This window comes from Pseudoalteromonas sp. Angola-7 (assembly GCF_028599255.1).
Classification (GTDB): Bacteria; Pseudomonadota; Gammaproteobacteria; order Enterobacterales; family Alteromonadaceae; genus Pseudoalteromonas; species Pseudoalteromonas atlantica.
Genome location: NZ_JAQREL010000006.1, coordinates 199344 through 223791 on the forward strand (window position 1 = coordinate 199344; position 24448 = coordinate 223791).

Annotated in this window: 18 protein-coding genes; 9 read left to right on the top strand and 9 right to left on the bottom strand. The window is 38.0% G+C overall.

Going from position 1 to position 24448, the window contains the following annotated elements; genetic code table 11:
- Positions 1-219 precede the first annotated feature (219 nt).
- Positions 220-1215, top strand: a complete 996-nt coding sequence (locus PSH50_RS10795) for a patatin family protein (RefSeq protein ID WP_273609619.1) — start codon at positions 220-222, stop codon at positions 1213-1215.
- Between the two features lie 66 nt (positions 1216-1281).
- Here the strand turns inward: PSH50_RS10795 and PSH50_RS10800 are convergent, their stop codons facing one another.
- The 3 genes from PSH50_RS10800 to PSH50_RS10810 all read right to left on the bottom strand — a co-directional run bounded on the left by PSH50_RS10800 (position 1282) and on the right by PSH50_RS10810 (position 3513).
- Positions 1282-2145, bottom strand: a complete 864-nt coding sequence (locus tag PSH50_RS10800; protein WP_273586379.1) for a DMT family transporter — start codon at positions 2143-2145, stop codon at positions 1282-1284.
- Between the two features lie 150 nt (positions 2146-2295).
- Positions 2296-3006 carry an AraC family transcriptional regulator gene (locus tag PSH50_RS10805; protein WP_273609620.1) on the bottom strand — a complete coding sequence of 237 codons (711 nt, stop codon included), beginning with the start codon at positions 3004-3006 and terminating at the stop codon, positions 2296-2298.
- Between the two features lie 75 nt (positions 3007-3081).
- A complete protein-coding gene (locus PSH50_RS10810; RefSeq protein WP_004586320.1) occupies positions 3082-3513 on the bottom strand; it encodes an Lrp/AsnC family transcriptional regulator in 432 nt (143 codons plus the stop codon).
- Positions 3514-3680: 167 nt separating this feature from the next.
- Here PSH50_RS10810 and PSH50_RS10815 point away from each other — a divergent pair, with 167 nt between their 5' ends.
- The 4 genes from PSH50_RS10815 to PSH50_RS10830 all read left to right on the top strand — a co-directional run bounded on the left by PSH50_RS10815 (position 3681) and on the right by PSH50_RS10830 (position 8366).
- Positions 3681-4763 (top strand): ornithine cyclodeaminase, encoded by a 1083-nt coding sequence (locus PSH50_RS10815; RefSeq protein ID WP_273609621.1) that lies wholly within the window; start codon positions 3681-3683, stop codon positions 4761-4763.
- Positions 4760-5671, top strand: coding sequence for a citrulline utilization hydrolase CtlX (gene ctlX / locus PSH50_RS10820; RefSeq protein ID WP_248443598.1), 912 nt, complete (start codon positions 4760-4762; stop codon positions 5669-5671). Before PSH50_RS10815 ends, ctlX begins: the two co-directional genes overlap by 4 nt.
- A gap of 126 nt (positions 5672-5797) precedes the next feature.
- Positions 5798-7204 carry a sodium:alanine symporter family protein gene (locus PSH50_RS10825; protein WP_004586317.1) on the top strand — a complete coding sequence of 469 codons (1407 nt, stop codon included), beginning with the start codon at positions 5798-5800 and terminating at the stop codon, positions 7202-7204.
- A gap of 139 nt (positions 7205-7343) precedes the next feature.
- Positions 7344-8366, top strand: coding sequence for a patatin-like phospholipase family protein (locus tag PSH50_RS10830; protein WP_273586384.1), 1023 nt, complete (start codon positions 7344-7346; stop codon positions 8364-8366).
- 293 nt (positions 8367-8659) lie between these two features.
- On the opposite strand, the gene PSH50_RS10835 is transcribed toward PSH50_RS10830, so the two are convergent.
- On the bottom strand, positions 8660-9058 hold the full coding sequence (locus PSH50_RS10835) for a hypothetical protein (protein WP_273586385.1): 399 nt from the start codon (positions 9056-9058) through the stop codon (positions 8660-8662).
- A 167-nt stretch (positions 9059-9225) separates the two neighbouring features.
- On the bottom strand, positions 9226-9789 hold the full coding sequence (locus tag PSH50_RS10840; RefSeq protein ID WP_055019010.1) for a YSC84-related protein: 564 nt from the start codon (positions 9787-9789) through the stop codon (positions 9226-9228).
- A gap of 137 nt (positions 9790-9926) precedes the next feature.
- Between PSH50_RS10840 and PSH50_RS10845 the strand changes: the two genes are divergently transcribed.
- On the top strand, positions 9927-11138 hold the full coding sequence (locus PSH50_RS10845; RefSeq protein ID WP_273586386.1) for a tyrosine-type recombinase/integrase: 1212 nt from the start codon (positions 9927-9929) through the stop codon (positions 11136-11138).
- On the top strand, positions 11138-12337 hold the full coding sequence (locus PSH50_RS10850) for a sodium:proton antiporter (RefSeq protein WP_121638567.1): 1200 nt from the start codon (positions 11138-11140) through the stop codon (positions 12335-12337). The genes PSH50_RS10845 and PSH50_RS10850 overlap by 1 nt, the downstream gene beginning before the upstream one ends.
- A 143-nt stretch (positions 12338-12480) precedes the next feature.
- On the opposite strand, the gene PSH50_RS10855 is transcribed toward PSH50_RS10850, so the two are convergent.
- Together PSH50_RS10855 and ppsA are read right to left on the bottom strand one after the other, a co-directional pair.
- A complete protein-coding gene (locus PSH50_RS10855; protein WP_273586387.1) occupies positions 12481-15528 on the bottom strand; it encodes an FAD-binding and (Fe-S)-binding domain-containing protein in 3048 nt (1015 codons plus the stop codon).
- A gap of 687 nt (positions 15529-16215) precedes the next feature.
- Positions 16216-18591, bottom strand: coding sequence for a phosphoenolpyruvate synthase (ppsA, locus tag PSH50_RS10860; RefSeq protein WP_054981983.1), 2376 nt, complete (start codon positions 18589-18591; stop codon positions 16216-16218).
- Between the two features lie 154 nt (positions 18592-18745).
- On the opposite strand from ppsA, the gene PSH50_RS10865 reads away from it, so the two are divergent.
- Entirely contained in the window at positions 18746-19555 is an 810-nt protein-coding gene (locus PSH50_RS10865; RefSeq protein ID WP_004586305.1) for a pyruvate, water dikinase regulatory protein, read from the top strand.
- Positions 19556-19614: 59 nt separating this feature from the next.
- Here the strand turns inward: PSH50_RS10865 and PSH50_RS10870 are convergent, their stop codons facing one another.
- Positions 19615-20964, bottom strand: coding sequence for a class II 3-deoxy-7-phosphoheptulonate synthase (locus PSH50_RS10870; protein WP_024032363.1), 1350 nt, complete (start codon positions 20962-20964; stop codon positions 19615-19617).
- Positions 20965-21947: 983 nt separating this feature from the next.
- On the opposite strand from PSH50_RS10870, the gene PSH50_RS10875 reads away from it, so the two are divergent.
- Complete coding sequence (locus tag PSH50_RS10875; RefSeq protein ID WP_273586388.1) at positions 21948-22823, top strand: DNA replication terminus site-binding protein; 876 nt, start codon at positions 21948-21950, stop codon at positions 22821-22823.
- A 64-nt stretch (positions 22824-22887) separates the two neighbouring features.
- Here the strand turns inward: PSH50_RS10875 and PSH50_RS10880 are convergent, their stop codons facing one another.
- Entirely contained in the window at positions 22888-24102 is a 1215-nt protein-coding gene (locus tag PSH50_RS10880; protein WP_004586302.1) for a hypothetical protein, read from the bottom strand.
- Between the last annotated feature and the right edge of the window lie 346 nt (positions 24103-24448).

Sequence of the window (24448 nt, forward strand, 5' to 3'; positions counted from 1 at the left end):
TTAAAAGTGAATACAAACTTATTAACTTTAAGTGATGTCTGAACAAACACTTTCGATAATTAAACATACTTAGGTTGCCAAGGATAAGGCCCATTTTGCATTATTTATCGTTCTGTTTTTTCAATCAAACTGATTTAAACAATCAATTTTAAGGCATCACTTTTATTTTTTATAATGTAGTTATTAACCAAACATCATTAAATTAAAGGAAGGTACACCGTGAACGCTCTAACAACCGCATCGGCTAATTCAGTTACTCATACAGCGCAGCCAAAAGTTGCTCTGATAGCTGAAGGTGGCGGACAACGAGGGATATTCACAGCCGGTGTATTAGATGCATGGTTAGAGCAAAACTATGACCCATTTGATTTATTTATTGGCACCTCTGCCGGATCGCAAAATTTAACAAGCTATTTAGCGCGCCAAAAAGGTTACGCTAAACGCTTAATTAGAGGGCTTTCGCGTAACAAACGTTTTTTTCAATTAGGGCGTGGTTTAATGGGCAAGCACATTGTTGATTTAGACTGGTACTTTGAAAAAACCACCGAAGTAAACAGAGCCCTTGATTTTAAAACAGCAAAAACCAGCTTAGGCGAGCGAGAGCTGCTTATAACGGCAACCAATGCACGCGACAGAAAAGCCTATTACCTTTCACCTACAGGCGAGGGTAAACAATGGCGAGATTTGTTAAAAGCATCGAGCGCGTTACCTTTTTTGTATAAACAAGGCGTTAAACTTACTCCTTGGTTAGGTACAAAAGCGGCAAACGAAGCGCATTTAGCTGCAGAGCAATCAAGTGAAGATTTTTATTTAGATGGCGGCTTAGCTGCGCCCTTGCCTGTACGCGAAGCTTATAACCGTGGCGCACGAAAAATCGTGGTAATAAGAACCGTTGATGAGCATTTTCAGGCGCAAACTGCATGGGTTCAAAAGCTTAGAACATTTGCATGTGCATCAGGCTACTGCCCAAAAACACTTGATTACTTGATTCAACACGAGCAAGCATACCTAGACGAGCTAACGTTTATTGCCAATCCGCCTAGTGATGTAGAAATTATACAAATTTTTGCAGACGAAAAGCTACACAGTAAATTATTAGGTAGCTCAAACGACGATTTACGCTTTGATCATAAGCTAGGTGTAAAAGCAGGCCGCGCTTATTTAAAAAGCCAAAACGCACGTATAGTAGATTACGCACAAAGCTACGCCATGTAGCTGTGATTAACGCTTAAACTTAAATTACTACTTAAGTTTAAGCGTTGGTAAAGTGCCGTGGCAAAATTAAAGCTCTGCTTTTTTTAAACTTATCGATGGCTTTTTATTGCTAATTACCGCGCCTAATAAAATAAGCGCTAAAGCAATAAATACTGACCAACTAAAAGGAGCCTGCGAGGCGAGTATTAAAATAAAAGTAGAAAGCACCGGCGTTAAAAAACTTAACGAGGCTAATAGCGATCGGTTACCAAATTTTAAACCATGATCCCATAAATAAAATGCACCTCCCACTGGGCCTAATCCTAATAAAATAGCGCCTAGCCATTGTGAAACAGACAAACTAGTAACGGTTGTTTCAAAATAAAAATGTGCACAAAGGGCAAGCACAGCCACAATAAGCGAAAGCCAGCCTATGTCATCTACTTGGCTATTAAATTGCGACATTAAATAAGAATAACTAGACCACAGTACTGCGCAGCATCCTGCAAAAAAATACCCTAAGTAATACTCACTATTGATAGATAGCCCACTGCCATCGGTAATTAAACTAAGCGTGCCTAAAAACCCCAATAATCCGCCCAATATTGCTTTAAATTTAGACCCAGAAGTAGCCACAAATACACCCAGTAATAATGGCCAAAGGTACACAATTAAGCTTACCTCTATTAAAGGGCCGTATTTTAAAGCCATAAAATAACAAAAGTGAAAACCAAATAAGCCGGTAACACCTATTATCATTTGTTTTTTAGAAAGCTTTGGAGGGGTTAATAATGGCTGTTTTGTAGCAAAACGTTTTACTAATAAAATAATAAAAGAAAGTGCAAAGCACATAAAAAGTAACTGAAAAGCCGGGATCGCTTTGGTTAAATTACCCAGTAATGCTAAAAGCCCCCACGAAAATATTGCTAAAAACCCTATGTGTGTTGCCATTAATTACCCTCCGTAAATACTATGTACTGAGTGTATCAATATAGGTTTTTAAAAATGTGCTAAAAAGACGGTGTTATTGTTTGCTCTGACGCTATTTAACCTACGCTCTGCTTGAGCTTGCTTTATTATTTCGTGTTTAGGTTATCTATATTACTGCTTTGCAAACGCTTTAGGTGGCTGTCCAAAATATACATTAAACCGGCGGCTAAACGCAGAGGCATCGTTATAACCAATGCGTTCGCCTACTAAAGCAATCGGTAAGTCTGAATGGGTTAAAAGGGCGCGCGCGTGCTGCATTCGCAACATAGTTAAATATTGCAGCGCACTCATAGTGGTACTTTTTTTAAACACAGTTTTAAATTGTGTAACACTTAAACAGGCTATATCGGCCAGCTCTTTTAACGTGTAGGGGTAGGCTAAATTTTGCTTAACAGTGGTTATTACATTATCTATTCGCTTATCAATATTACTGTGGCTGCTTTGCTCACAAAGTAATAAGTAAAATAAATCAAAAGTTGAATTAGTAAGCTTTTCATCGCTAACAACGAGCAGTTGCTGCTCTATAAACTGTAAGTAACTTAATAAACGGCTATCTATTGAAATTTTAGGGCATAAAAGGTTAATAAGGTTTTCAGGGAGTACGTCTAAATCTGCCACAATAAAACGCGCGGCTTCATCGGCCGTAAAGGCATGCACTACGTTTTTCTCTATAACGATACAACTGCCCGTACTCACCGTTGTTTTAAAGTCATTATTTAACGTTATAAAAATTTCCCCGTGTAGGGGTAAAACGAGTTGATGGTAATTGTGCTGGTGGCGATTTATATCTTGCGAATAATACCGAATAGAAAGCTTATTCATTACCTACTCCAATACCTAATACACAAACCGAGTATTGCCTAACATACTTTAAGTAAAACATGGCGTTGATTAAACCTAAGTAGATGACAATAATATACTGGTTTCGCTATTTAAAATGCCTTCTATTTCGCGTACTTGCCTGAGTACGCCATCAAACTCACCTAAATTTGCCGCCTGTATTTCAGCCACTAAATCCCAAGCGCCATTGGTTGTATGTAGCTTTGTTAGCTCTGGTATGCCGCGCATGGTTTTAATTACCTGCGATGTAGATTTACCCACCACTTCCACCATCATTATTGCTCTTACAGCTTCGGTTTCTATGTGTTCGTGTACACGCACCGTAAAGCCTAATATAGCGCCCGATGAGACTAAACGGTCTAAGCGATTTTGCACTGTCCCGCGCGACACCTTTAAAACATCGGCTAGGGCTGAAATAGAAGCGCGGCCATCTTTTCGTAATTCGGCTATTAATGCGTTATCTAATGAGTCGTAAATGTAAGGGGTCATAAAACGCCTTGGGTTATGTGTTTATTACAAATTACTAAATTTGTACTTTATTGCATAGCAATTTGCTAAAAAATACTATTATTTGTATAAACTTTTGACATTTTAAGTAACACCTCTGGCCTATAAACTTATTTCAATTAATTTATTTAGTCATTAAAGAGGTATTTATGAGTCATTTTATCGCACAACCTAAACAAGGTGTTGCATTCGTTAGCGTACAGGCAATGGCCAAACTTATAAATAAAGTCGGAATAGAAAACGTATTGCTTGAGCTTACTCAAAGATTAGAACACGACTTTGCTCGCTGGGAAGAATTTGATAAATCGCCACGTTATGCGGCGCACTCTCCTGATGGCGTAATAGAGCTTATGCCCGTAAGCGACGGTAAAATGTTTAGCTGTAAATATGTAAATGGTCATCCAAAAAACACCTTTAAGGAACTTCAAACCGTGGCCGCATTTGGTATTTTGTCGGATGTTGATAGCGGCTATCCGGTCATGATCAGCGAAATGTGCTTACTAACAGCCTTACGTACAGCGGCTACATCGGCGCTTGTGGCAAAGTATTTAGCGCCTAAGCACTCAACAACGCTTACATTAATTGGTAATGGTGCACAGTCTGAGTTTCAGGCATTAGCTTTTAAAGCCGTATTAGGCATTACTCACATTCGTTTATACGATATTGATAAAAACGCCTCACAAAAAGCCTACAACAACTTAAGTGGTTACGGTTTAAATGTAACTCTATGCAATAGCGCAGAAGAGGCCGTACAAGGCGCGAACATTATTACCACCTGCACAGCCGATAAAAAAAATGCCACTATTTTAACCAGCGATATGATCCCCCAGGGCGTGCATTTAAATGCCATTGGTGGCGATTGCCCTGGTAAAACAGAGCTTGATTCACAATTATTAACGCGCGCAAATGTGTTTGTAGAGTACGAACCGCAAACCAGAATAGAGGGCGAAATACAGCAAATGAGCAAAACCTTTGCCGTAACAGAGTTTCATAAAGTAATTAATAAACAAACACCTGGGCGTACAAGTAACAACGAGCTTACTATTTTTGATGGGGTAGGCTTTGCAAGCGAAGACTTTACCGCGCTGGTGTATATTAAAGACGCGCTGGTGGCTGCGGGTGAGTTTGAACTACTTGATTTAATTACACAACAAGCTGATCCGCGTAATTTATTTTCGATACTTAATAGTACACAAACATCAAAAACACCTAAGCAAGAGCAAGTCGCATGAGCCACATAAAGCAAGCCCCAACAGCGGTGGTGATGGTGCGCCCGCATCACTTTACATCTAACCCACAAACCATGTTAGACAACACGTTTCAAAGTACCTGTAACTCACAAAACCAGAGCCAGCTTGCCTTTGACGAAGTCACTAATGCGGTTAAATTATTACAAAACGAGGGCGTAACGGTTCATCTTTTTGAAGACGAACATACACACACGCCCGATTCTGTGTTTCCAAATAATTGGTTTTCTACCCATCAAAGTGGCGAGCTAGTTATGTACCCAATGTACGCAGAAAACAGAAGGTTAGAATATCGAAAAGATATTATTGATTTTTTGACTAATCACTATAAAGTGTTGTCTGTGACTGATTATTCATTTTTAGCGAAAGAAAATGCATTTTTAGAAGGCACAGGATCGCTTGTTATTGACCACCCCCATAAGCTTGCTTATGCAGTAGAATCTAAGCGCACTACTAAAACCGTGGTTAATACAGTATGCGAGCAATTAAAGCTAAAACCTGTTGTATTTAACGCCTACGATGAGCAAGGTACTGCGGTTTATCATACTAATGTATTAATGTGTGTAGCCACAGAGTTTGCCATGATCAGCTTAAATATGGTGCCAAATAGTCAGCACAAACAATTAACTAGCCATTTTATACAAAGCCATTTAGAAGTAATAAACTTATCTAATGCGCAAATAAGTAGCTTTTGCGGCAACGCAATAGAGCTACAAGGTACAAATGGTCGTATTTTAGCACTCTCACAAACGGCGTTTAATGCACTTACAACCGAGCAAAAAGCAGCAATACAAAAAACAGCTAAACTTGTTCCGTTACCTATACCAACCATAGAGTCGGCGGGAGGTTCGGTTAGATGCATGATTGCTGGCATACACCTGCAAAGTAAATAACCTACCACTAAGTCAACATACTAAGGCAGCTTAGCTGCCTTAATCTATGGCTAACATGCATTATTAAATGCCAATTACTCAACTACGCGCTGAGTAAAAACATAATAAATACAAAAGGATTAGCCCATGTTCGATACCGTAGTAAAAAGTGTAAATGGCCTATTATGGGGAGAAGGCCAAATACTAATCTACATACTACTGTTTGCAGGTATTTGGTTTTCGGTACGTTTAAAAGCAATTCAAATAGTAAAATTTAAACACATGTTTAGCCTGTTAAAAGGCAGTAGCAAGTGTAAAAAAGACGACATTTCATCATTTCAAGCATTGTGTACTGGCCTGTGTGCACGTGTAGGTACAGGTAATTTAGCCGGGGTCGCTGTTGCAATTTCGCTAGGCGGAAGCGGCGCCATATTTTGGATGTGGGTTATAGCCATACTAGGCATGGCAACCGGCTTTGCCGAAAGTGTATTAGGGCAAGTGTATAAAGTACGCGATAGTAGTGGCGAATTTAGAGGCGGCCCCGCCTATTATATTCAACAAGGTTTGGGCAGCCGTGCCTTTGCTATTGTGTTTGCCGCGTGTTTATTTTTAGGTTATGGCTTTACTTTTAGTGCCATGCAAACCAATACCATAACCGACGCCCTTAACTATGCTTTTCAAGTACCTACCTTTTATTCTGGATTAGTTATTACCGTATTAGCAGGCTCAATTATATTAGGTGGATTTAAAGCTATTGCCCGCTTTGCTGAGCGAGTAGTGCCACTAATGGGCATATTATTTGTAGCCGCGGCGGTTATTATTACGATTATGAATTTACCGCAAGTGCCTGCCATGCTTAAAGATGTGTTTTTATCAGCGTTTGGTTTACAAGAAGCCGGCGCAGGAGCAATGGGCGCTGCCATTAAAAACGGTATACAACGCGGATTATATTCTAACGAAGCCGGCGCAGGTAGTGTGCCGCATGCTGCAGCAAGCGCTAGCCCAATGCCTAATCACCCAGTTACACAAGGGTATATACAAATGCTTGGCGTGTTTTTCGATACAATTGTACTTTGTAGCTGTACCGCGGTAGTTATTTTATTGGCCGATGTAGATATAAGCGGCGAAATGGAAGGCATACGTTTAACCCAAAGCGCCATGACCGCACATTTAGCACAAGGCGGTGTGTATTTTGTTGCAGCAGCCATAACCTTATTTGCTTTTACCTCGGTAGTGGCCAACTATGCTTATGCCGAAAGTAACCTGCATTTATTTAAGCTCGATAACAAAGTAGGGCGCACAATTTATACATTACTTTATTTATCAATGATGCTGTGGGGCGCATCGGCATCTCTAAAAGAAGTCTGGGATTTAGCCGATATAGCATTAGGGTTAATGACAGTGGTTAACGTAATCGCTATTATATTGCTCACGCCGACTATTTTGTCTGTTAATCGCGACTACAACACACAAAGAGAAAAAGGCATAGAGCCCGAATTTAAAGTAAAAGACGTAAAAGTACAGGGTAAATGCGAAAGCGGCATTTGGGATTGATTCCCGTATTTTAAGCAATTTTAACGATAAAAAGCGGTTTTATGGCAACATAAAACCGCTTTTTGATTTTGCATAATTATTCAATTTTGGTTTGTGTGAACAGCACTAAAATATAAGAATAACAAGGTAAACTGATTTAATGATCGACATTCACGCAGGTAAAACAGCAGCAAAAATTATTAACGAGCAGGGCTTTAAACCCGAGTTATTTACCTCTTTTTTAGGGGCAAGTGGCGGGCCTAAATGGTTTGCATTATTTGGCTTAGACAAATATATTTTTGGTGAATTTTTTAAAAACCGAACCCAACCACTTAACTTAATTGGTTCTTCTGCTGGTGCATTTCGATCAGCCTGTTTTGCACAAAACGACCCCGTTGCTGCCATTGAGCGTTTAGCAAAATCGTATTCTCAAACGCGCTATTCTAGTAATAAACCAACACCTGCTGAAATTACACTAAAAGCCCGCGCATTATTAGATGATGTATTTGGGGAGCAGGGCGTAAGCGAAATTTTAGATAACCCTATTTTTAAAGCGCATTTTATAGTGGCTAAATCGAATGGCTTTATTGCCAGTGAAAATAAATTAATACAGCTTTTAGGTTTATCAAAAAGCTATATGCTTAATCGGGTTAACCGAAAATTATTAGGTTCGCAGTACGAGCGATTTATTTTTGGCGCTCCAAACAGCAATTTATCAATAACCGACAGCTATAATTTTAAAACCCAAAACATACCACTTAGCCAAACAAATTTAAAAGATGCCTTACTCGCATCGGGCTCTATACCCCTTGTTATGCAAGGCATAAAAAATATTGCCGGCTCGCCACCCGGTATTTATCGCGATGGCGGTATAATTGACTATCACTTTGATTTAAAAATTAATAACCCAGGCTTAATTTTATATCCCCATTTTAATAGCGAGCCAAAAGCAGGGTGGTTTGATAAAAATTTAAAACGTAAAGTAGCACCACAAAATTACGATAACGTGGTGATGATCTCCCCATCAAAAGAATTTATAGCCGGCTTACCTTACGGAAAAATTCCAGACAGAAATGACTTTACCGATCTCGATGCAGACACACGCATTAAATATTGGAATACCGTTTTTAGTGAAACTGAAAAGTTGGCTGAGGAATTTGATAAGAGATTAATGATTAAATAAATGTATTCCTTAGAAATAACAATAAGTTAGGAGTGTTTATAAGTAAAGGAAGATTCGATAAGGGAATATATCCAATCTCATAAATAAAAAATTATAAAATAATCTTTGTCAAAAAGTAGTTTGAGCTTAATTTGATTGCTGATGTATTGCTCTACTAATATAGATTAGCGTCATAAGATATGGTGTAATTTTTAATTAAAAAAGCTAATTATTAATACCTAAATAACTAGCTTTATTATTTATATAACGTTTTGGTGAAATAAAATTTCACGGTTTCATTTCTATAAAAAATTTTATTCACTAAAATTTTTATCAAGTTTATTAACTAGGGAGCGAAAGTCATTAGTTAGAATTTCATCTGAATTTGGAGCTAAAACTATTGCTTGTGAAAAGTATTTATCTTTAAGTAGTTCATCACCATTTTTTTCATGTAATAGTCCAATTCGGAAGTAAGTTAAAGCAAGGTTTAAGTTTGTTCCTTCAATTGAAAGTTCATCTGGGCCAATATACTTTAATAAACGAGCTAGTGAGTTTAATGCATATAAACCAGTGGCAGTATCATTAAACAAATAAGCTTTATGGGCTTCATTGATTTCATTTTTTAAATATGAAGATGTTGAGCTATTTGCAAACGCATTACTTATGGATAGGGTGAAAAATATGAAAAACATCAATATTTTGAAAGTAGTCACTTTTTATTCCTTTAAATAATTAACAGTATTAAAAATATACAAGGTTGTAAAAGAATTTACAACTTATCAAATATAGCTCATAAATTACGTTATGTTAAATTAACTAGTTTATAAGAAAGCGAGCGTGATTATACAAACCAGCCCGCTTTTAGGAGAGTAATTAGGTGTTAATTTAGCTCAGAATCTACCCAAAATTTAGTCCCTTTTAGTACTGCTTGAAGTGCAAGGCCATTTTCGGTTAAAGAATATACGGTAACTTGGTCGGCAATGGCTTCTGCAACCAGTGCTCCACCTTTATCTTCGTATTTTGCTGCTGCATCTGCGTTTCCGCCAAAGGCCCAACCGTGTTCAATAAATCTATTTACTGCCGCTTGGTTGTGAAAAACCATAACAACGTTAAAATCTTTAACGCCTAAACCAAGCCCTAAACCGGCTTCACCCATATTCATGTAGGTTGATTTACCCGTTAAGTTATTTTTTACTACACCGTACCCGCCACCAAAACTAGCTAAAACGACATTTACGTTTGCGTTATCAAATACGGCGTAACCGGCAGAATTAGCAATTTGTTTTTTAACATCGGGTTTTTGTGCGTATAATTTGTCGAGGGTATTGTTTTTCATGCTTTGCACTAAAGCGCGTTTTTCACTAGGTGAAGCACTGCCTGTAGTAGCACAACCTGTTAGTAATACACTTATTGTAAGTAGGCCTAACACTATAAATTTTTTCATAAAACTTTCCTTAATAAGATTCATACCAATCCACAACAATGTATAAATAAATACACTTTCACTATGTCCAATACTAGACAGTATCGGACTTTAACGTTAACCTGTAAGTCTATTATTTTATTGAATATTTATACATTATGCTTGTTGCTTTAGTTGATACGTTAAAAAAATTAAGATACCAAATTGCTCATCTTGACGACGGTACTCTAAACTCAGAATACCCAGAACTTGCATCCTTTATACAGCAAGTTGGCTTGACTGTAACTGAATCAAAGGACGATCTTAAATTTTTATACCAATTTTTATATGTGTACGGCCGAAAATCTGAGGCAACATTTAATCGTTTTCGTAATGAGCTTGAACGATTTTATTTGTGGTCTTGGCTAATTGCCGAAAAATCTGTATTTAGTTTAAAGCGCGAAGACATTGAAGCGTATGTTGATTTTATGGCTGAGCCAGATAAAAAATGGGCATCAACTTCGGTGCAATGGCGTTACAAAGATGAACAAGGCATTCGTCGATTAAATCAAAATTGGCGCCCTTTTATATTAAAAGAGTCAATTGCGAGCCAGCAAACATTAGCGGCTATGTTTACTGCGCTAAATGTATTTTATAAGTTTTCTATTTTAGAAGAAAAAACGTTTGCTAACTTTGTGCCTGTAGTGAAAAAAAATAGCCCCTATTTGGTAGTTCAATCTCAAATTCAGATCCCAGACACTTTAAGTGACATACAATGGGAATATGTATTTGGCGTAACACGCGATTTATGTGAAAAAAAACCAGAGCTTGAACGTAACCTATTTACGCTCGCGTGTTTAAAAGGGCTATATTTACGTATATCAGAATTATCAGAGCGCCCGCAGTGGTCGCCAGTTATGTCACACTTTTGGCAAGATAATGACGGATTTTGGTTTTTACGAATTATGGGTAAAGGTAATAAGCTACGAGATGTTACGTTAAGTGATGATTTTGTTGAGTATTTAAAACGTTACCGATTATACAGAGGGTTACCCGCCCTACCTCGCGTTGATGAATCTGAGCCATTGGTGCATAAAATTCGTGGCCAAGGTGGGATGACCGTTAGGCAAATTAGGCGTTTAGTGCAGCAAAGTTTTGATTTAGCTCAGCAATCGTTACTTGATGACGGGTTTAAAGATGATGCAGAACAACTTGAAGCGGCCACTGCCCATTGGCTTCGTCACACGGGTGCAACACATGATGCGCAAACTCGACCGCTAAAACATTTATCGGAAGATTTAGGCCATTCTAAAATTGCGACAACCGATCAAATTTACATTCAAACAAATATTAAAGAGCGAGCAAAATCAGGCGTTAAAAGGAAAATTTAATGGAATACTTAGTAATAGCATTTATTGGTTTTTTATTTTTAGTTTATTCAATTTCAATAAGGCAGTTAGAGCGCACAGAAATAACAGGCCCTATGTTTTTTGTTATTGGCGGCATGTTTTTGGCGTTTTTACTTCCTAATGAAGGCGAAAAACTAAAAACAGGAATAGATTATTTATTACCACTGATAGAGCTAACACTAAGTATATTTTTATTTTCTGATGCGGCTAAATCTAAGTTAGGTGTATTGAGGCATAGTTTTCAATACCCTAGCCTATTACTATTCGTTGCCCTACCCTTAACTTTATTGTGCGGTATTGGTGTTAGCTTATTTTTATTTGCAGAGTTGTCGCTAATTCAATCGGCACTGCTGGCAATTATACTTACACCAACCGATGCAGCTTTGAGTAAAGGGTTATTGCAAAGTACACAAGTGCCCGAAAAAATCAGGGAAGGTATAAATACCGAAAGCGGATTAAACGATGGCTTATGTGTACCAGTATTTTTAATTTTTATTTTATTAGCTAAAAACCCTGACTCTGCTATTACTGCTTCACATACATTAGGTGTGTTTTCAAGAGAGCTTGGCTTAGCATTATTGATTGCTGGTTTTTCTATAGCGATATTTATTCCGGCATTAAATTTTGCAATGCAGCGCCATTACTTTGCAAAAAGCACCAGCCCATTTTTACTTTTAGGTTTTGCAATGGCGGTGTTTTCTATCACACAATATTTACATGGCAGCGGGTTTATAGCGGTGTTTATAGCAGGTTTGTTATTTGATAAATTTTCTAAAACTGACATTCGCGCTGAGCTAATAGAAGATTCAGAGCACATTGCTGATTTTACTTCGTTAATGATTTGGTGTTTATTTGGATTTGTTTGTGCGTATTTAGTAATACCCAAATTAAATACAAATATAATTGTGTACGCCTTACTAAGCACTACATTAATTAGAATAATTCCGGTTATGTTATCGTTACAATTTACAGCACTTAATTGGAAGGAACGTTTTACTTTTGCATGGTTTGGGCCACGCGGTTTGGCATCTATTGTTTTTACTTTAATGGTAATAGACACGCAAATAGAAAATAAATACGATATTGCCACTATTGCAATGACCACTATTTTATTTAGCGTGTTTATACATGGTATAAGTACAAAGCCTATTGCAGATAGCTTCGTTAAAAAATCTAAATAGCGTTTAGAAAAATTAACGAATATATTGTTTTGCTATAAACACGTTTTTTAGCTTTAAAATAAATCACTTAACTAAGCGAATTGGTATTAATAAAAAAGGCGTAACTTATTTTTAAGTTACGCCTTTTTTATTTTTAACTTTTACTAGCTAAGTACCTGAGCGAGCAACTCAATTGGGTGCTTTGGTTTAAATTGCTCAAAACGTTTTACTTGGCTGCGACACGAAAAACCGGTAGATAAAAGTTGCTCTGGTTTATTTTTATCTACTATTGGTTTCCAACTCATTTCGTACAGTGCACGGGAATTTTCTTGGTTTTGTGCTTCATGGCCATAAGTACCGGCCATGCCACAACACCCGGTATTGGTTGTGTTTAGGGTTAAACCAATATCAGTAAAAATTGTTTTCCATACACTTGCCGCTTTTGGTAAAGCGGTTGTTTCTGTACAGTGGCTCAGTAATGTAAATTCAGTATCAGTTTTTTGTTTAGCCGATAGAGATTTAAACGATTGAGTTTGTAACCATTCATGGGCAAGTTGAACATGAAACTCGCCGCGATTATTTTCTAAAATGGTTTTGTATTCATCGCGATAACACATAACTAACGATGCATCTAAACCAACCAAAGGCGAATTAATATCAGCGAGTTTATTTAAAAACTCTGCGCCATTTTTTGCGGTTACTTTAAACTTATGCAAAAACCCTTTTACGTGTTGGGCTTTACCATTAGGTTTAAACGGTAATAGCATCGGCTTTTTACCCAGCGCGGTGATAAGTGTTATAAAACTTTGCACTAACTCGGCTTCGTAAAAGCTGGTAAACGGGTCTTGCACTATTAGCACATAGTCATTTTGTTCATCGCTTGAAAGTGAATTTAATAATTCAAAATCAAATTTATGTGCTTTTGCTACGCGCTTTTCAAGTGAAGGCACACTTAATTGGGGTGTATCTATATACCCTACTGTTTTTTTAATTAAACTACTTACTAAGTTTGTTTTAACAATTGGGTTTATCACGCGTGCAAATTTAGACATTACAGGCGCCGAACTTTCAATGTTAGCGACTAAATAATCTTTAAGTGGGCGCGCGTAATAACTGTGATAATAATTTAAAAAGCGTGCTCTAAAAGTAGGTACATCCACTTTTATAGGGCAAGATGTTGTACACGCTTTACACGCTAAACATTCATCCATTGACTCTTTTACTTCGTGAGAAAAATCGTAAATACCTTTGTTTTTTTCACGGCTATGAACAAAACGCTCCCACCAGGTAATAACTTCGCCTTTGTTAAGCTCTTTTTCTACTTCGAGCAAATCTACATTTTTAGACTCTTGAAGTCGTAACCATTCTCGCATTAATGTTGCGCGGCCTTTTGGCGAATGCCTGCGATCGCCGGTTACTTTATATGAAGGACACATGGGAGAATTTTCGTCGTAGTTAAAACAAATGCCGTTACCATTACAGGTCATTGCATTGTTAAAACTTGTTTTTACATTGATAGAAATTTGCTTATCGAAGTACGAACGTTTTTGCCCATCTACACTAACTAGTGAGTCCTCACTTTCTATGGGAGTACATATTTTCCCAGGGTTTATTCTGTTATTAGGGTCGAACGCTGTTTTTATTTTACGTAGTTGTTTAAATAAATGCTCGCCAAAAAACTCAGGGCCGTATTCACTTCGGTAACCTTTACCATGTTCGCCCCACATTAAGCCGCCGTATTTAGCGGTGAGTTTTACAACTTCGTCTGAAATTTTTCGAAGCAGTTTTTCTTGTTCTGGGTCGCACATATCTAGCGCCGGGCGTACATGTAAAACACCCGCATCAACATGGCCGAACATACCGTATTGTAAATTATGGCTATCGAGTAATGCTCTAAATTCTACAATGTAGTCGGCTAAGTTTTCTGGAGGTACGGCGGTATCTTCAGCAAAGGCCAATGGCTTTTGGCTGCCTTTAACATTACCGAGTAATCCGACAGATTTTTTACGCATTGCATAAATTTTTAAAATGTCACTTTTACTGCTGGTTAATTGATAGCCAATAACACCATTGGTTTGATTTGCTACGCACTCATCTAATAATGTGCAAAGTGTGTTTACTTTGTCTTTTATATCTTCAGGTGATACTGCATTAAACTCAACCATGTTGAGTCCTTGCATATCTTTATTTGGTACATCGGTTATTAAGTCCGATACTGAATGCCAAATAATATCTTCGCGAGCCAGGTTTAATACTTTGCTATCGACTGTTTCTACCGATGTTGCACGCGCATCAACTAAAAAGGGAGAGTGGCGAAGTGCCGAATCAAAACTGTCGTATTTAATATTTATCAGTGTTTTAAATTCGGCTATGGGAGTTAAGTTTAATTTAGCTTCAGTAACTATACCAAGCGAGCCTTCTGATCCGGTAATTAGCCTACTCATATCAAAAGTTTGTAAGTCATCACTTAGCACATGCTCTAGGTCGTAGCCTGTTAAAAAGCGATTTAAGCGTGGAAATTTTTCTAAAATAGCTTGGCGCTCATTTAAAGAAATTTCCAATACTGTTTTGTAAAGGCTACCGATTAATGATTCTTGCTCGGCTATTACTTTGGCTTTTTCTATGTCTATTGGTGATGTCACCATTGGGCTGCCATCGACTAAATAGGTAGTAAGTCCTAAAACATGGTCGCTGGTTTTACCGTACACTAATGAACCTTGACCTGATGCATCTGTACTGATCATTCCGCCAATAGTTGCTCGGTTACTGGTTGATAAGTCGGGTGAGAAGAAAAAGCCGTACGGTTTTAAAAAGTCGTTTAATTGATCTTTAATTACACCTGTTTGTACTCTAACCCAACCTTCTTCAACGTTAATTTCGAGTATTTCGCGCATGTAGCGAGACAAATCAACCACTATTCCTGGTATGAGTGATTGCCCATTAGTACCTGTACCACCACCACGAGGGCCAAAAGTAAGCGACAAAAATGGGTCGCGAGATGCTGTTTGCAATGCCAGTTGAATGTCTTTTTCGGTTTTAGGAAAAATAACACCTTGCGGGATTTGCTGATAAATACTGTTATCGGTAGATGCGGTTAAACGCGTTGCATAGCTTGCATCGGTGTCTCCACTAAACCCCTGATTTTTAAGTGTACTTAAGTAGTTTGCGACAAGCTCGGTCGCTGCATCTTGCTGTGTAATTGTTGCTATCATGACGGCGATAATTTAAGGCATTTGTGTAATTATATCATGGTGATGGCTAATAGAAATTGAAGATTTTACAGTTTGTAACACTCTTTTTATCGTAATTTGAGGTTCTGTATTTATAATCAAGTTAAACCAATGTTCAGAGGTTTATATGAAAAAATTACTATTACAGATCATAGGTGTGTTGTTTATTTTGCTGGGGCTATTTTTTGCTGTAGTAGCTAGGGCGTGTTGACCTTTGGTTGTTGAATTTGCAGCAGTATGTTTGGTTTTTAGGCAAGGCAGAGCCTATGTAGTGTGGTTACTCCCCATAAATAGGCGATAACGCAGCATAAATACCAAACATGCGCTGCCCAATGGGTTCTTTCTAGGGACTATTAACTCTTTGTTACTCGATTTTTACTTAGCCCACTAGGTTACAAACCTCGCGCCGCGATTTAATCGCCCCTAGATTGAACAAATTTCAATCCACAAAGATAAACACGCCCTTAGCCCGTCACTAATATTTTTTATGGCGGGGTTACTGTGCTTTTCGTTTTATTACCCAAAAGCCAAGCATTATTTAAAGCTTTGCCAAAAAGCCTTAACTAAATCGTGTAATTATTTAGATAAAAAATTAGCACGCTAAATTATACCACATACAAAAATGCCAGCTTAATAACTGGCATTTTTATCAGTTACTAATAAACGCGATTATTTAGCAAGTTTGTCTGCTAGGTATAACCAAGTTTCTAGTACTGTATCTGGGTTTAGTGAAACAGAATCAATGCCCTGCTCTACTAACCATGCTGCAAAGTCTTCATGATCTGAAGGACCTTGACCACAAATACCTACATACTTGCCCTTTTCTTTAGCGGTTTTAATTGCCATAGAAAGTAGCTTTTTAATCGCAGGATTACGCTCATCAAATAAATGTGCGATTAGGCCTGAGTCACGGTCAAGGCCAAGTGTTAGCTGAGTTAAATCGTTAGAGCCGATAGAAAAACCATCGAACATCTCTAAAAATTCATCGGCAAGTAATGCATTTGAAGGAAGCTCGCACATCATGATTACTTTTAGACCATTTTCACCACGTTTAAGGCCATGCTCTTCTAGTAATTCGATAACACGTTTACCCTCTTCAAGGGTACGTACGAATGGGATCATGATTTCGATGTTGGTCATACCCATGGTGTTTCTTACGCGTTTAATTGCTTCACACTCAAGGGCAAAACAATCACGGAAGTCTTCAGAGATATAACGTGCAGCACCACGAAAACCAATCATTGGGTTTTCTTCTTCAGGTTCGTACTGCTCACCACCTACTAAGTTTGCATATTCGTTTGATTTAAAATCAGACATACGCACAATTACACGCTCTGGTGCAAAGGCACAGCCTAGCGTTGAAATACCTTCTACTAATTTAGAGATATAAAACTCTACCGGTGATTCGTATCCGGCAATAATGTCGGTAATTTCAGCTTGTAACGCAGGAGATTGTGCATCAAAATTTAATAGCGCTTTAGGGTGAACACCAATCATGCGGTTTATTACAAATTCAACACGGGCAAGGCCAACACCTGCATGTGGTAAACGTGCAAAGTCAAACGCGCGGTCTGGATTACCTACGTTCATCATCACTTTCATTGGCAGTTCTGGCATTTTATCAACGCGCGACGTTAGTATTTCAAAATCTAAAATACCTTCGTAGATGTAACCTGTATCGCCTTCAGCACATGATACCGTTACTTCTTGGCCTGCTTTAATTAAATCGGTTGCGTTACCACAGCCAACTACCGCAGGAATACCAAGTTCACGGGCAATAATTGCTGCGTGACACGTACGCCCACCACGGTTTGTAACAATAGCCGCGGCGCGCTTCATGATAGGTTCCCAATCTGGGTCGGTCATGTCGGTAACTAAAATGTCGCCTTCTTGTACTTGGTCCATTTCTTTAATTGAATCAAGTACACGAACAACACCACTACCAATTTTATGACCAATTGCGCGGCCTTCAGCAATGACATTGCTTGTGCCATTTAATTGAAAACGCTCCATAATATTGGCATCTTCGTTTGAGCGAACGGTTTCTGGGCGCGCTTGTACTATGTACAATTTGCCATCGTTTCCGTCTTTTGCCCATTCAATGTCCATAGGACGACCGTAGTGCTTTTCGATTATTACAGCTTGTTTTGCAAGTTCTTGCACTTCTTCATCTGTAATTGAAAATTTGTTTGAAAGGCTTGGCTCTACGTCAACAATTTCTACTTGTTTGCCGTGTGCCTCATCTGTTGAGTAAATCATTTGAATGGCTTTTGAGCCAATATTACGACGTACTACTGATGGCAACCCTTTTTGTAATGTTGGTTTATGAACATAAAATTCATCAGGGTTTACTGCGCCCTGTACAACCATTTCACCTAAACCGTAGCTTGAAGTAACAAATACAACGTCTTCAAAACCAGACTCTGTATCAATACTAAACATAACGCCTGATGCTGATTTATCTGAACGTACCATACGCTGAATACCAGCAGATAGTGCAACACCACGGTGATCGTAACCTTGGTGAACACGGTACGATATGGCGCGGTCGTTAAATAAAGAAGCAAATACGTGTTTAATAGCGACCATTACTGAGTCGATACCACGTACATTTAGGAAGGTTTCTTGTTGGCCTGCGAATGATGCATCTGGCATATCTTCAGCGGTGGCTGATGAGCGTACTGCAAATGATACATCGGCTGATGTATCGCCATGAAGTTGGCTGTATGCGTCGCGAATGGCTTGGTCTAGGTTAGGTTGGAATGGGGTATCGATAATCCATTGGCGGATATCGGCACCGACTTTAGCGAGTGTATTTACATCATCAACATCAAGTGTATCTAAAATGTCGTGAATTTTTGCATTGAGTCCAGATTGCTCTAAAAACTCATTGAAAGCGTCGGCTGTAGTGGCAAAACCACCCGGAACCTGTACACCTGCGTTAGCGAGGTTTGAAATCATTTCACCCAGTGAGGCATTTTTGCCGCCAACACGAGGAACATCTTGCATACCAAGCTCTTGATACCAGAGAACGTATTCTTGCACGGGTCTTTCTCCAAAAAACAAATTGTAGTTGTAACTGTGAGAGTTAAGAAAGAAAACCTTTTATAAAGGTCACCTTCATTCTACACTGGCATTAGACCTCACGTAAACCGTGAGTAAGCCATTTTAGGTATTAAACGTAATAAAAAGGTTAACTATGAGAACTGCTTTTTATATATCAGACGGCACTGCTATTACCTCCGAAGTGTTTGGTCACGCGACTTTGTCGTTGTTTCCGGTTGAATTTAATCATAAAACTATTCCTTTTGTAGAAACAGAAGAAAAAGCAAATGAAATTAAAGCGTTAATAAACGCAACTGCTGCAAAAGAAGGTGAGAAGCCATTTGTATTCTTTACCTTCGTAAATCACAACTTAAGTGAAATTATTAAATCGGCCGATGCAATCGCGTATGATTTTTTGTCTACTTACAGTGAAAAAATAGAAAAAGAGCTTAATGTTGCGCCAGTGCCAAAAATGCATCGTACCCACTCTATTCATGAAAAAAGTTATGACTTTAGAATAGATGCGGTTAACTATGCCCTTATGAATGATGATGGCGGAAATATTAAAAACTTTTCTGAAGCCGATATTATTTTAGTAGGTGTTAGCAGAAGCGGTAAAACACCAACAAGCTTGTACTTAGCCTTACAGTACGGCATTAAGGCTGCAAATTACCCGATAACTGAAGACGACTTAGAGAGTGAGGGACTACCTAAATGTTTACTCCCTTACAAACATAAGTTATTTGGGTTAACTATTGACCCTGAGCGTTTGGCTGCAATTAGGCATCGCCGTATGGCAAATTCTAAATACGCATCAATAAGACAATGCCGAATTGAAGTACGTGAAGTTGAAATGCTTTATAAGCGACATAAAATTGCATACTTTAATTCTACCCATCATTCTGTAGAAGAAATATCTGCAAAAATCTTAATTGACAGTAACCTTGAGCGACGTAAGTACTAACCAACTAATTTACTGTTTTGCTAAAAAAAGCCGCTATATGCGGCTTTAGTTTATATTTATTACTTACGAGCGTCTTTTAATAAATCAGCTACTAAAAAGCCTACTTCTAATACTTGGTCTGCATTTAGACGCGGGTCACATTGTGTTTTGTAACGTTGCGCTAGGTCATCATCAGATAAACCGTATGCACCACCGGTACACTCTGTAACGTGCTGGCCAGTCATTTCTAAGTGGATACCACCTGCGTATGAACCTTCAGCTTTGTGTACAGCAAAAAACTGGCTAATTTCGCGCATGATATTATCGAAGCTACGCGTTTTATAGCCTGATGTCGCTTTTTCAGTGTTACCGTGCATTGGATCCGAGCTCCAAATAACTTTACGGCCTTCTTGCTGAACACGTCTTACAAGTGCTGGAAGTTTTTCCGGCAGTACGTCGGCACCCATACGTGTAATTAGCGTTAAACGACCCGGAATGTTATCTGGGTTTACTGCATCAATTAAACGAATTAGGTCATCTGGGTCCATTCCTGGGCCAACTTTAACACCAATAGGGTTTTTAATACCTTTGAAAAACTCAATATGTGCATGGTCTAATTGACGAGTACGCTCACCAATCCACACAAAGTGCGCAGAACAGTCGTACCAGTCACCTGAAAGGTGATCGCGACGAGTTAGTGCTTCTTCATAGCCTAGCAATAACGCTTCGTGAGACGTGTATAAGTCGGTTTCTTTAAGGCTTGGCGCAATAGTAGAATTAATGCCACATACTTCCATAAATTCAAGTGCGTCTTGAATTTTGTCAGCAAGCTGTTGGAATCGCTCTTTTTGCGGATTAGCGGCTACAAAGCCCATGTTCCAGCGATTCACTTGGTGTAAATCTGCTAAGCCACCTTGTGCAAATGCACGAAGTAAGTTTAATGTAGCAGCACTGTTGTGGTATGCCTTCATTAAACGTTGTGGATCGGGAATACGTGCTTCTTCTGTAAACTCAAAGCTATTTACAATATCACCACGGTAAGATGGTAAAGATACACCGTCAATAGTTTCTAAATCTGCAGAGCGTGGTTTAGCGTATTGACCTGCCATACGTGCAATTTTAACAACTGGGCATTTACCGCCGTATGTTAAAACTACAGCCATTTGTAAAATGGTTTTAAATGTATCGCGAATATTAGCGGCATTAAAGTCGCTAAATGATTCGGCACAGTCGCCACCTTGAAGTAAAAATGCACGACCTTCACATACATCTTCTAATTGCTTAAAGAGGCTTCTTGTTTCTTCTGCAAAAACAAGTGGCGGAGCACTCTTTAACTGGCTTTCTACTGTTTTCAGTTCTTCTTGATCTGGGTACTGTGGCTGCTGCAGTATTGGCAGTTCTCTCCAGCTATTTGGGTTCCACGATTGCATGTTCTTTCCTCATTCCTACTTTACCTGATATAAAGAAATTAACGTATGCATGGCCCTAAGTTCAAGGACTATATTCACTATTTACCAACTAATTTGTTATGAGTTAAATATATATAAGGTTATTTGTGATTTTAAGGCTGTTCATGCTTAGTTTTAAGCGCGTTTTAACTTTACTATTTTTATTTAAATACAATAAGTTAAATATATGAAGGCGTTTTTTTAACCATCCCAAACCAAATTGAATTCAAAGCCTTAAAGTTAACAGTTTCAATAGGAACACATCATACTTAAAGAGGGTTAAATGTAATCTTAGCTTTACAGTGATGATTTAATTAAATTAACTAGACAGCTAGCAATTGGCTCGAGTGTGTGATATCTAGCTCGGGGTTGTGCAAGGCTATAGCAATTAGACCACGTTATTCTGTACAGCTGTGTTCAGGTTGTTAGACAATGCCAGTACTCTAATTAGGGCTACTAAAAACAGTCAGTATGAACGACTACTTTAAATATTAAGTTGTAGTAGAGTTCATCCTCACAGAGGAGCCTTCCCCGTTACAGGAGCCTTGCGCTGCATTACAAGTATCACTTATAAGCAATTATACAATGAGTGACCAACACTATCTAAAGTGTCGAACCAAAAAATTGATTGCTGGCCTGAAACTAAAGGCTCAATAGCTATTTTACACAGAGCGATAATATATAAAAGTATACATCGCCCTAGCATTTACCTGCGTTACAACAAATTTCCCCATATAGCTTATACACATAAGTGTATTGATTACGCCTGGTTTAACTAATTCTTTATGTTACATGCAAATATTCAAGCACCGACTCTCAAACATAAACAAACAACCTTAAAGAACACATCATACTTATTTGATTTAATAGTAATCTTAGCTTTTGTAAATGAATTAACTTTAAAAGACCAAAGCAAAAGGCTAAACTTAATAATTAGATAAGTAAGATGTGTTCTTAGGGTGGTTATGGTTTCTAAAGTACAAATAAGAAGTCAGTTTGATTTAATGAATGAATTAACGTCGTTGTTGATTGATGAATTACGTGTCTGTGAATATTCAAAAGCTGAGTATTATCAGCTACCAGATATAAATAGTGTTGATGAAAATATTATTCCCGAGTCAATTCCTGTAAAAAAATTAACCGACGAAATTGGTCATAGGGCAATTTTAAACTCATTTACTGATATTTATAAAAAAGAAAGTTTAAGTAGTAGAGTACTAAAGCGTCATCCTGGGCTTTTGGTTTTAAAAAATGCAGATGTCGCAGCATTAACTAGCCGAATACAACAAGTTAATAAAGCTAAGGCTGCTTTTAAGGAGTGTGTTTTGGCTATCGATAATAACGATGCTCGATTTGAAGCTGTTCATAACGCGGTTCCAAATTTAATCACTCTTGCAGCTTATCGAAAAATTCACTTTCAAAGTGAGTCCCCTTTTTCAGTGCGATTTACTTGGATGCATAAGCATGCGACTAAAACTCTAACTAAAAAAATGGCGCTTGAAATGCTCGATAAATCCGCAGGTTATAGAAATCCAAGAATGATAGACCAACAAAAATGGCAGTCCCTCGTTGCACAAGAGCAAATGCGAGTAGCTAGTTTAGGTGAAAAAGAAAAGTTAAGAATTCGCCGCCCTACCCGAGTAAGTCCCCAAGTTAATGTTAGGTATACCGCAGAAAATAGGTATCACGTAAGTGCAGCATTGCCGTTTATTTTAATTAACCCACAGCCCGATGTTAAGTTAGGTACTTTGCCAGATTATCAAAAACCAGAGTCTCACCCGAGAAAAAAAGAGTATGACTTTTTAGTGGATAGACTTTATTTAGAACAAGTAGATAAATAATTATGTTAAAAAGGCCACATAGTGTGGCCTTTTTGGTAAGTATAGTCTATTATTTTAACCGTTGTTATTTTTCGACTATTTCTTCTATTTTATCTTCATCAATTAAAACTGCGTTTTCGACAATTCGTTTACCACCTTGGATCTCAATGCGCTTATTGTGCTTGTTGAGCGTGAGTATCTCATCACAAAACTGATCAGAAGGATGCATTTCATAGGTGTAATCAATAATATTACCGGTTTTATCATCTTTTACATTAGTAATGCTGTATTCTGAAATAGCCCCTTTTTCAATCAAGTCTTTCATTGTTGTGGTCATATCACGGCGTAATGCTTTTAGTTTGTTTTCTGTGATATCGTCGGTTGAATAAATAGAGCCGTATTTTTCCATAATAGATAGCAATCTAAAATGATACGTTTTACCAGGCGCGGCATAACGCCAAAGGTGGTATAAACGCAGCATCATCCAACGCGATAAACCACGTTTTAGCTCTTGCGCACTGTTAAAGTAATACCCTTTGTATTCAAGGTTATCAATCATGTTATGAACAAATGCATTTAAACATGCAACACATTTAACGTTGCCGCCTTGGCCTTTTTTACCACTAAAATGAAGAGATGATAAAAAGTTCATATTTGACTCATAAAAAGAGTCATCAATATCTGTATTTTTAGTATCAGTAGCCGAGTATTTAAATGAAAGTTTAGAACCTTGAAGTGCTTCTAATGATTCTTTAATTTGTGGGTATGGCATTGATTGGCCAACCGCTTTAAGTTCTTGGGCTAATTCGTTCATCGAAAAAACCACGGCATATTGAATACCGGACTTAAAATTGATTTTTACGATTTTACCTTTCGATGCAAGTCGAATTAACGCGCGCTCAACTTTTTCTTCTCTATCCGATGGCCACACTAAATATTCTACGTCTTCGCCATCTTTACGCGTGCTTACAACGGCCGGTGTAATTTTTATTTCGCCGTCATATAAAATACCATCTACTTTTTCGGATATTTTACGCGTAATAATTGTTTTTTTAGGTGCTTCTTCCAATGGCAATTTTTTATGCCCAGAACGTACAAAACGCCCCCATAAATCATAGTGGTTAAACGTGTTTGAATAAGCACGTAACCCATGAGCGGCATTTTCGATAGAAATTCGCACATCTTTGTTATCTGTAAATAGTGCTAAACTTTCGTTATCTATTGCACTTTCCACCCCGTGTATTTGGCCCCTAAGTGTATCGGGCAAGTTATCTACCGAGATGTTGACCTTTCGGCTCATTGTTCTGATTTCCATTTTTTATTGCGACAGCTAATAACAACACATTAAGCAACAAAAGTTAAATGTTTAAGTTAGTATAAAACTGATCCGAGTATAAATAAACATAACGGATCATTATTATACTAAGTAGGGAGTTATAAGCTTAATTTCAGATCACTATTTTACTAAGATAAGCTTCTCAAGCTAAATTTTTACTAACTCAATTTATTTTTTGTCCATTAAAAGCGCTATTTTTAAACTTTTTACACGACAAACGTTAGTAAAATAAATACCTGCTGTGGATAACAGCACTTCGAGTTAGCATAGATCTGATCTGTACTTACTACAGATCAGATCTATACCAATT

Excerpts from the sequence above, each read along its gene's own strand:
- PSH50_RS10880 (WP_004586302.1), bottom strand. The coding sequence starts at position 24,102 with ATGAGCCGAAAGGTCAACATCTCGGTAGATAACTTGCCCGATACACTT.
- PSH50_RS10800 (WP_273586379.1), bottom strand. The coding sequence starts at position 2,145 with ATGGCAACACACATAGGGTTTTTAGCAATATTTTCGTGGGGGCTTTTA.
- PSH50_RS10840 (WP_055019010.1), bottom strand. The coding sequence starts at position 9,789 with ATGAAAAAATTTATAGTGTTAGGCCTACTTACAATAAGTGTATTACTA.
- PSH50_RS10855 (WP_273586387.1), bottom strand. The coding sequence starts at position 15,528 with ATGATAGCAACAATTACACAGCAAGATGCAGCGACCGAGCTTGTCGCA.
- PSH50_RS10845 (WP_273586386.1), top strand. The coding sequence starts at position 9,927 with ATGCTTGTTGCTTTAGTTGATACGTTAAAAAAATTAAGATACCAAATT.
- PSH50_RS10830 (WP_273586384.1), top strand. The coding sequence starts at position 7,344 with ATGATCGACATTCACGCAGGTAAAACAGCAGCAAAAATTATTAACGAG.
- PSH50_RS10865 (WP_004586305.1), top strand. The coding sequence starts at position 18,746 with ATGAGAACTGCTTTTTATATATCAGACGGCACTGCTATTACCTCCGAA.
- ctlX (WP_248443598.1), top strand. The coding sequence starts at position 4,760 with ATGAGCCACATAAAGCAAGCCCCAACAGCGGTGGTGATGGTGCGCCCG.
- PSH50_RS10850 (WP_121638567.1), top strand. The coding sequence starts at position 11,138 with ATGGAATACTTAGTAATAGCATTTATTGGTTTTTTATTTTTAGTTTAT.
- PSH50_RS10875 (WP_273586388.1), top strand. The coding sequence starts at position 21,948 with ATGGTTTCTAAAGTACAAATAAGAAGTCAGTTTGATTTAATGAATGAA.
- PSH50_RS10815 (WP_273609621.1), top strand. The coding sequence starts at position 3,681 with ATGAGTCATTTTATCGCACAACCTAAACAAGGTGTTGCATTCGTTAGC.
- PSH50_RS10870 (WP_024032363.1), bottom strand. The coding sequence starts at position 20,964 with ATGCAATCGTGGAACCCAAATAGCTGGAGAGAACTGCCAATACTGCAG.
- PSH50_RS10825 (WP_004586317.1), top strand. The coding sequence starts at position 5,798 with ATGTTCGATACCGTAGTAAAAAGTGTAAATGGCCTATTATGGGGAGAA.
- PSH50_RS10805 (WP_273609620.1), bottom strand. The coding sequence starts at position 3,006 with ATGAATAAGCTTTCTATTCGGTATTATTCGCAAGATATAAATCGCCAC.
- PSH50_RS10810 (WP_004586320.1), bottom strand. The coding sequence starts at position 3,513 with ATGACCCCTTACATTTACGACTCATTAGATAACGCATTAATAGCCGAA.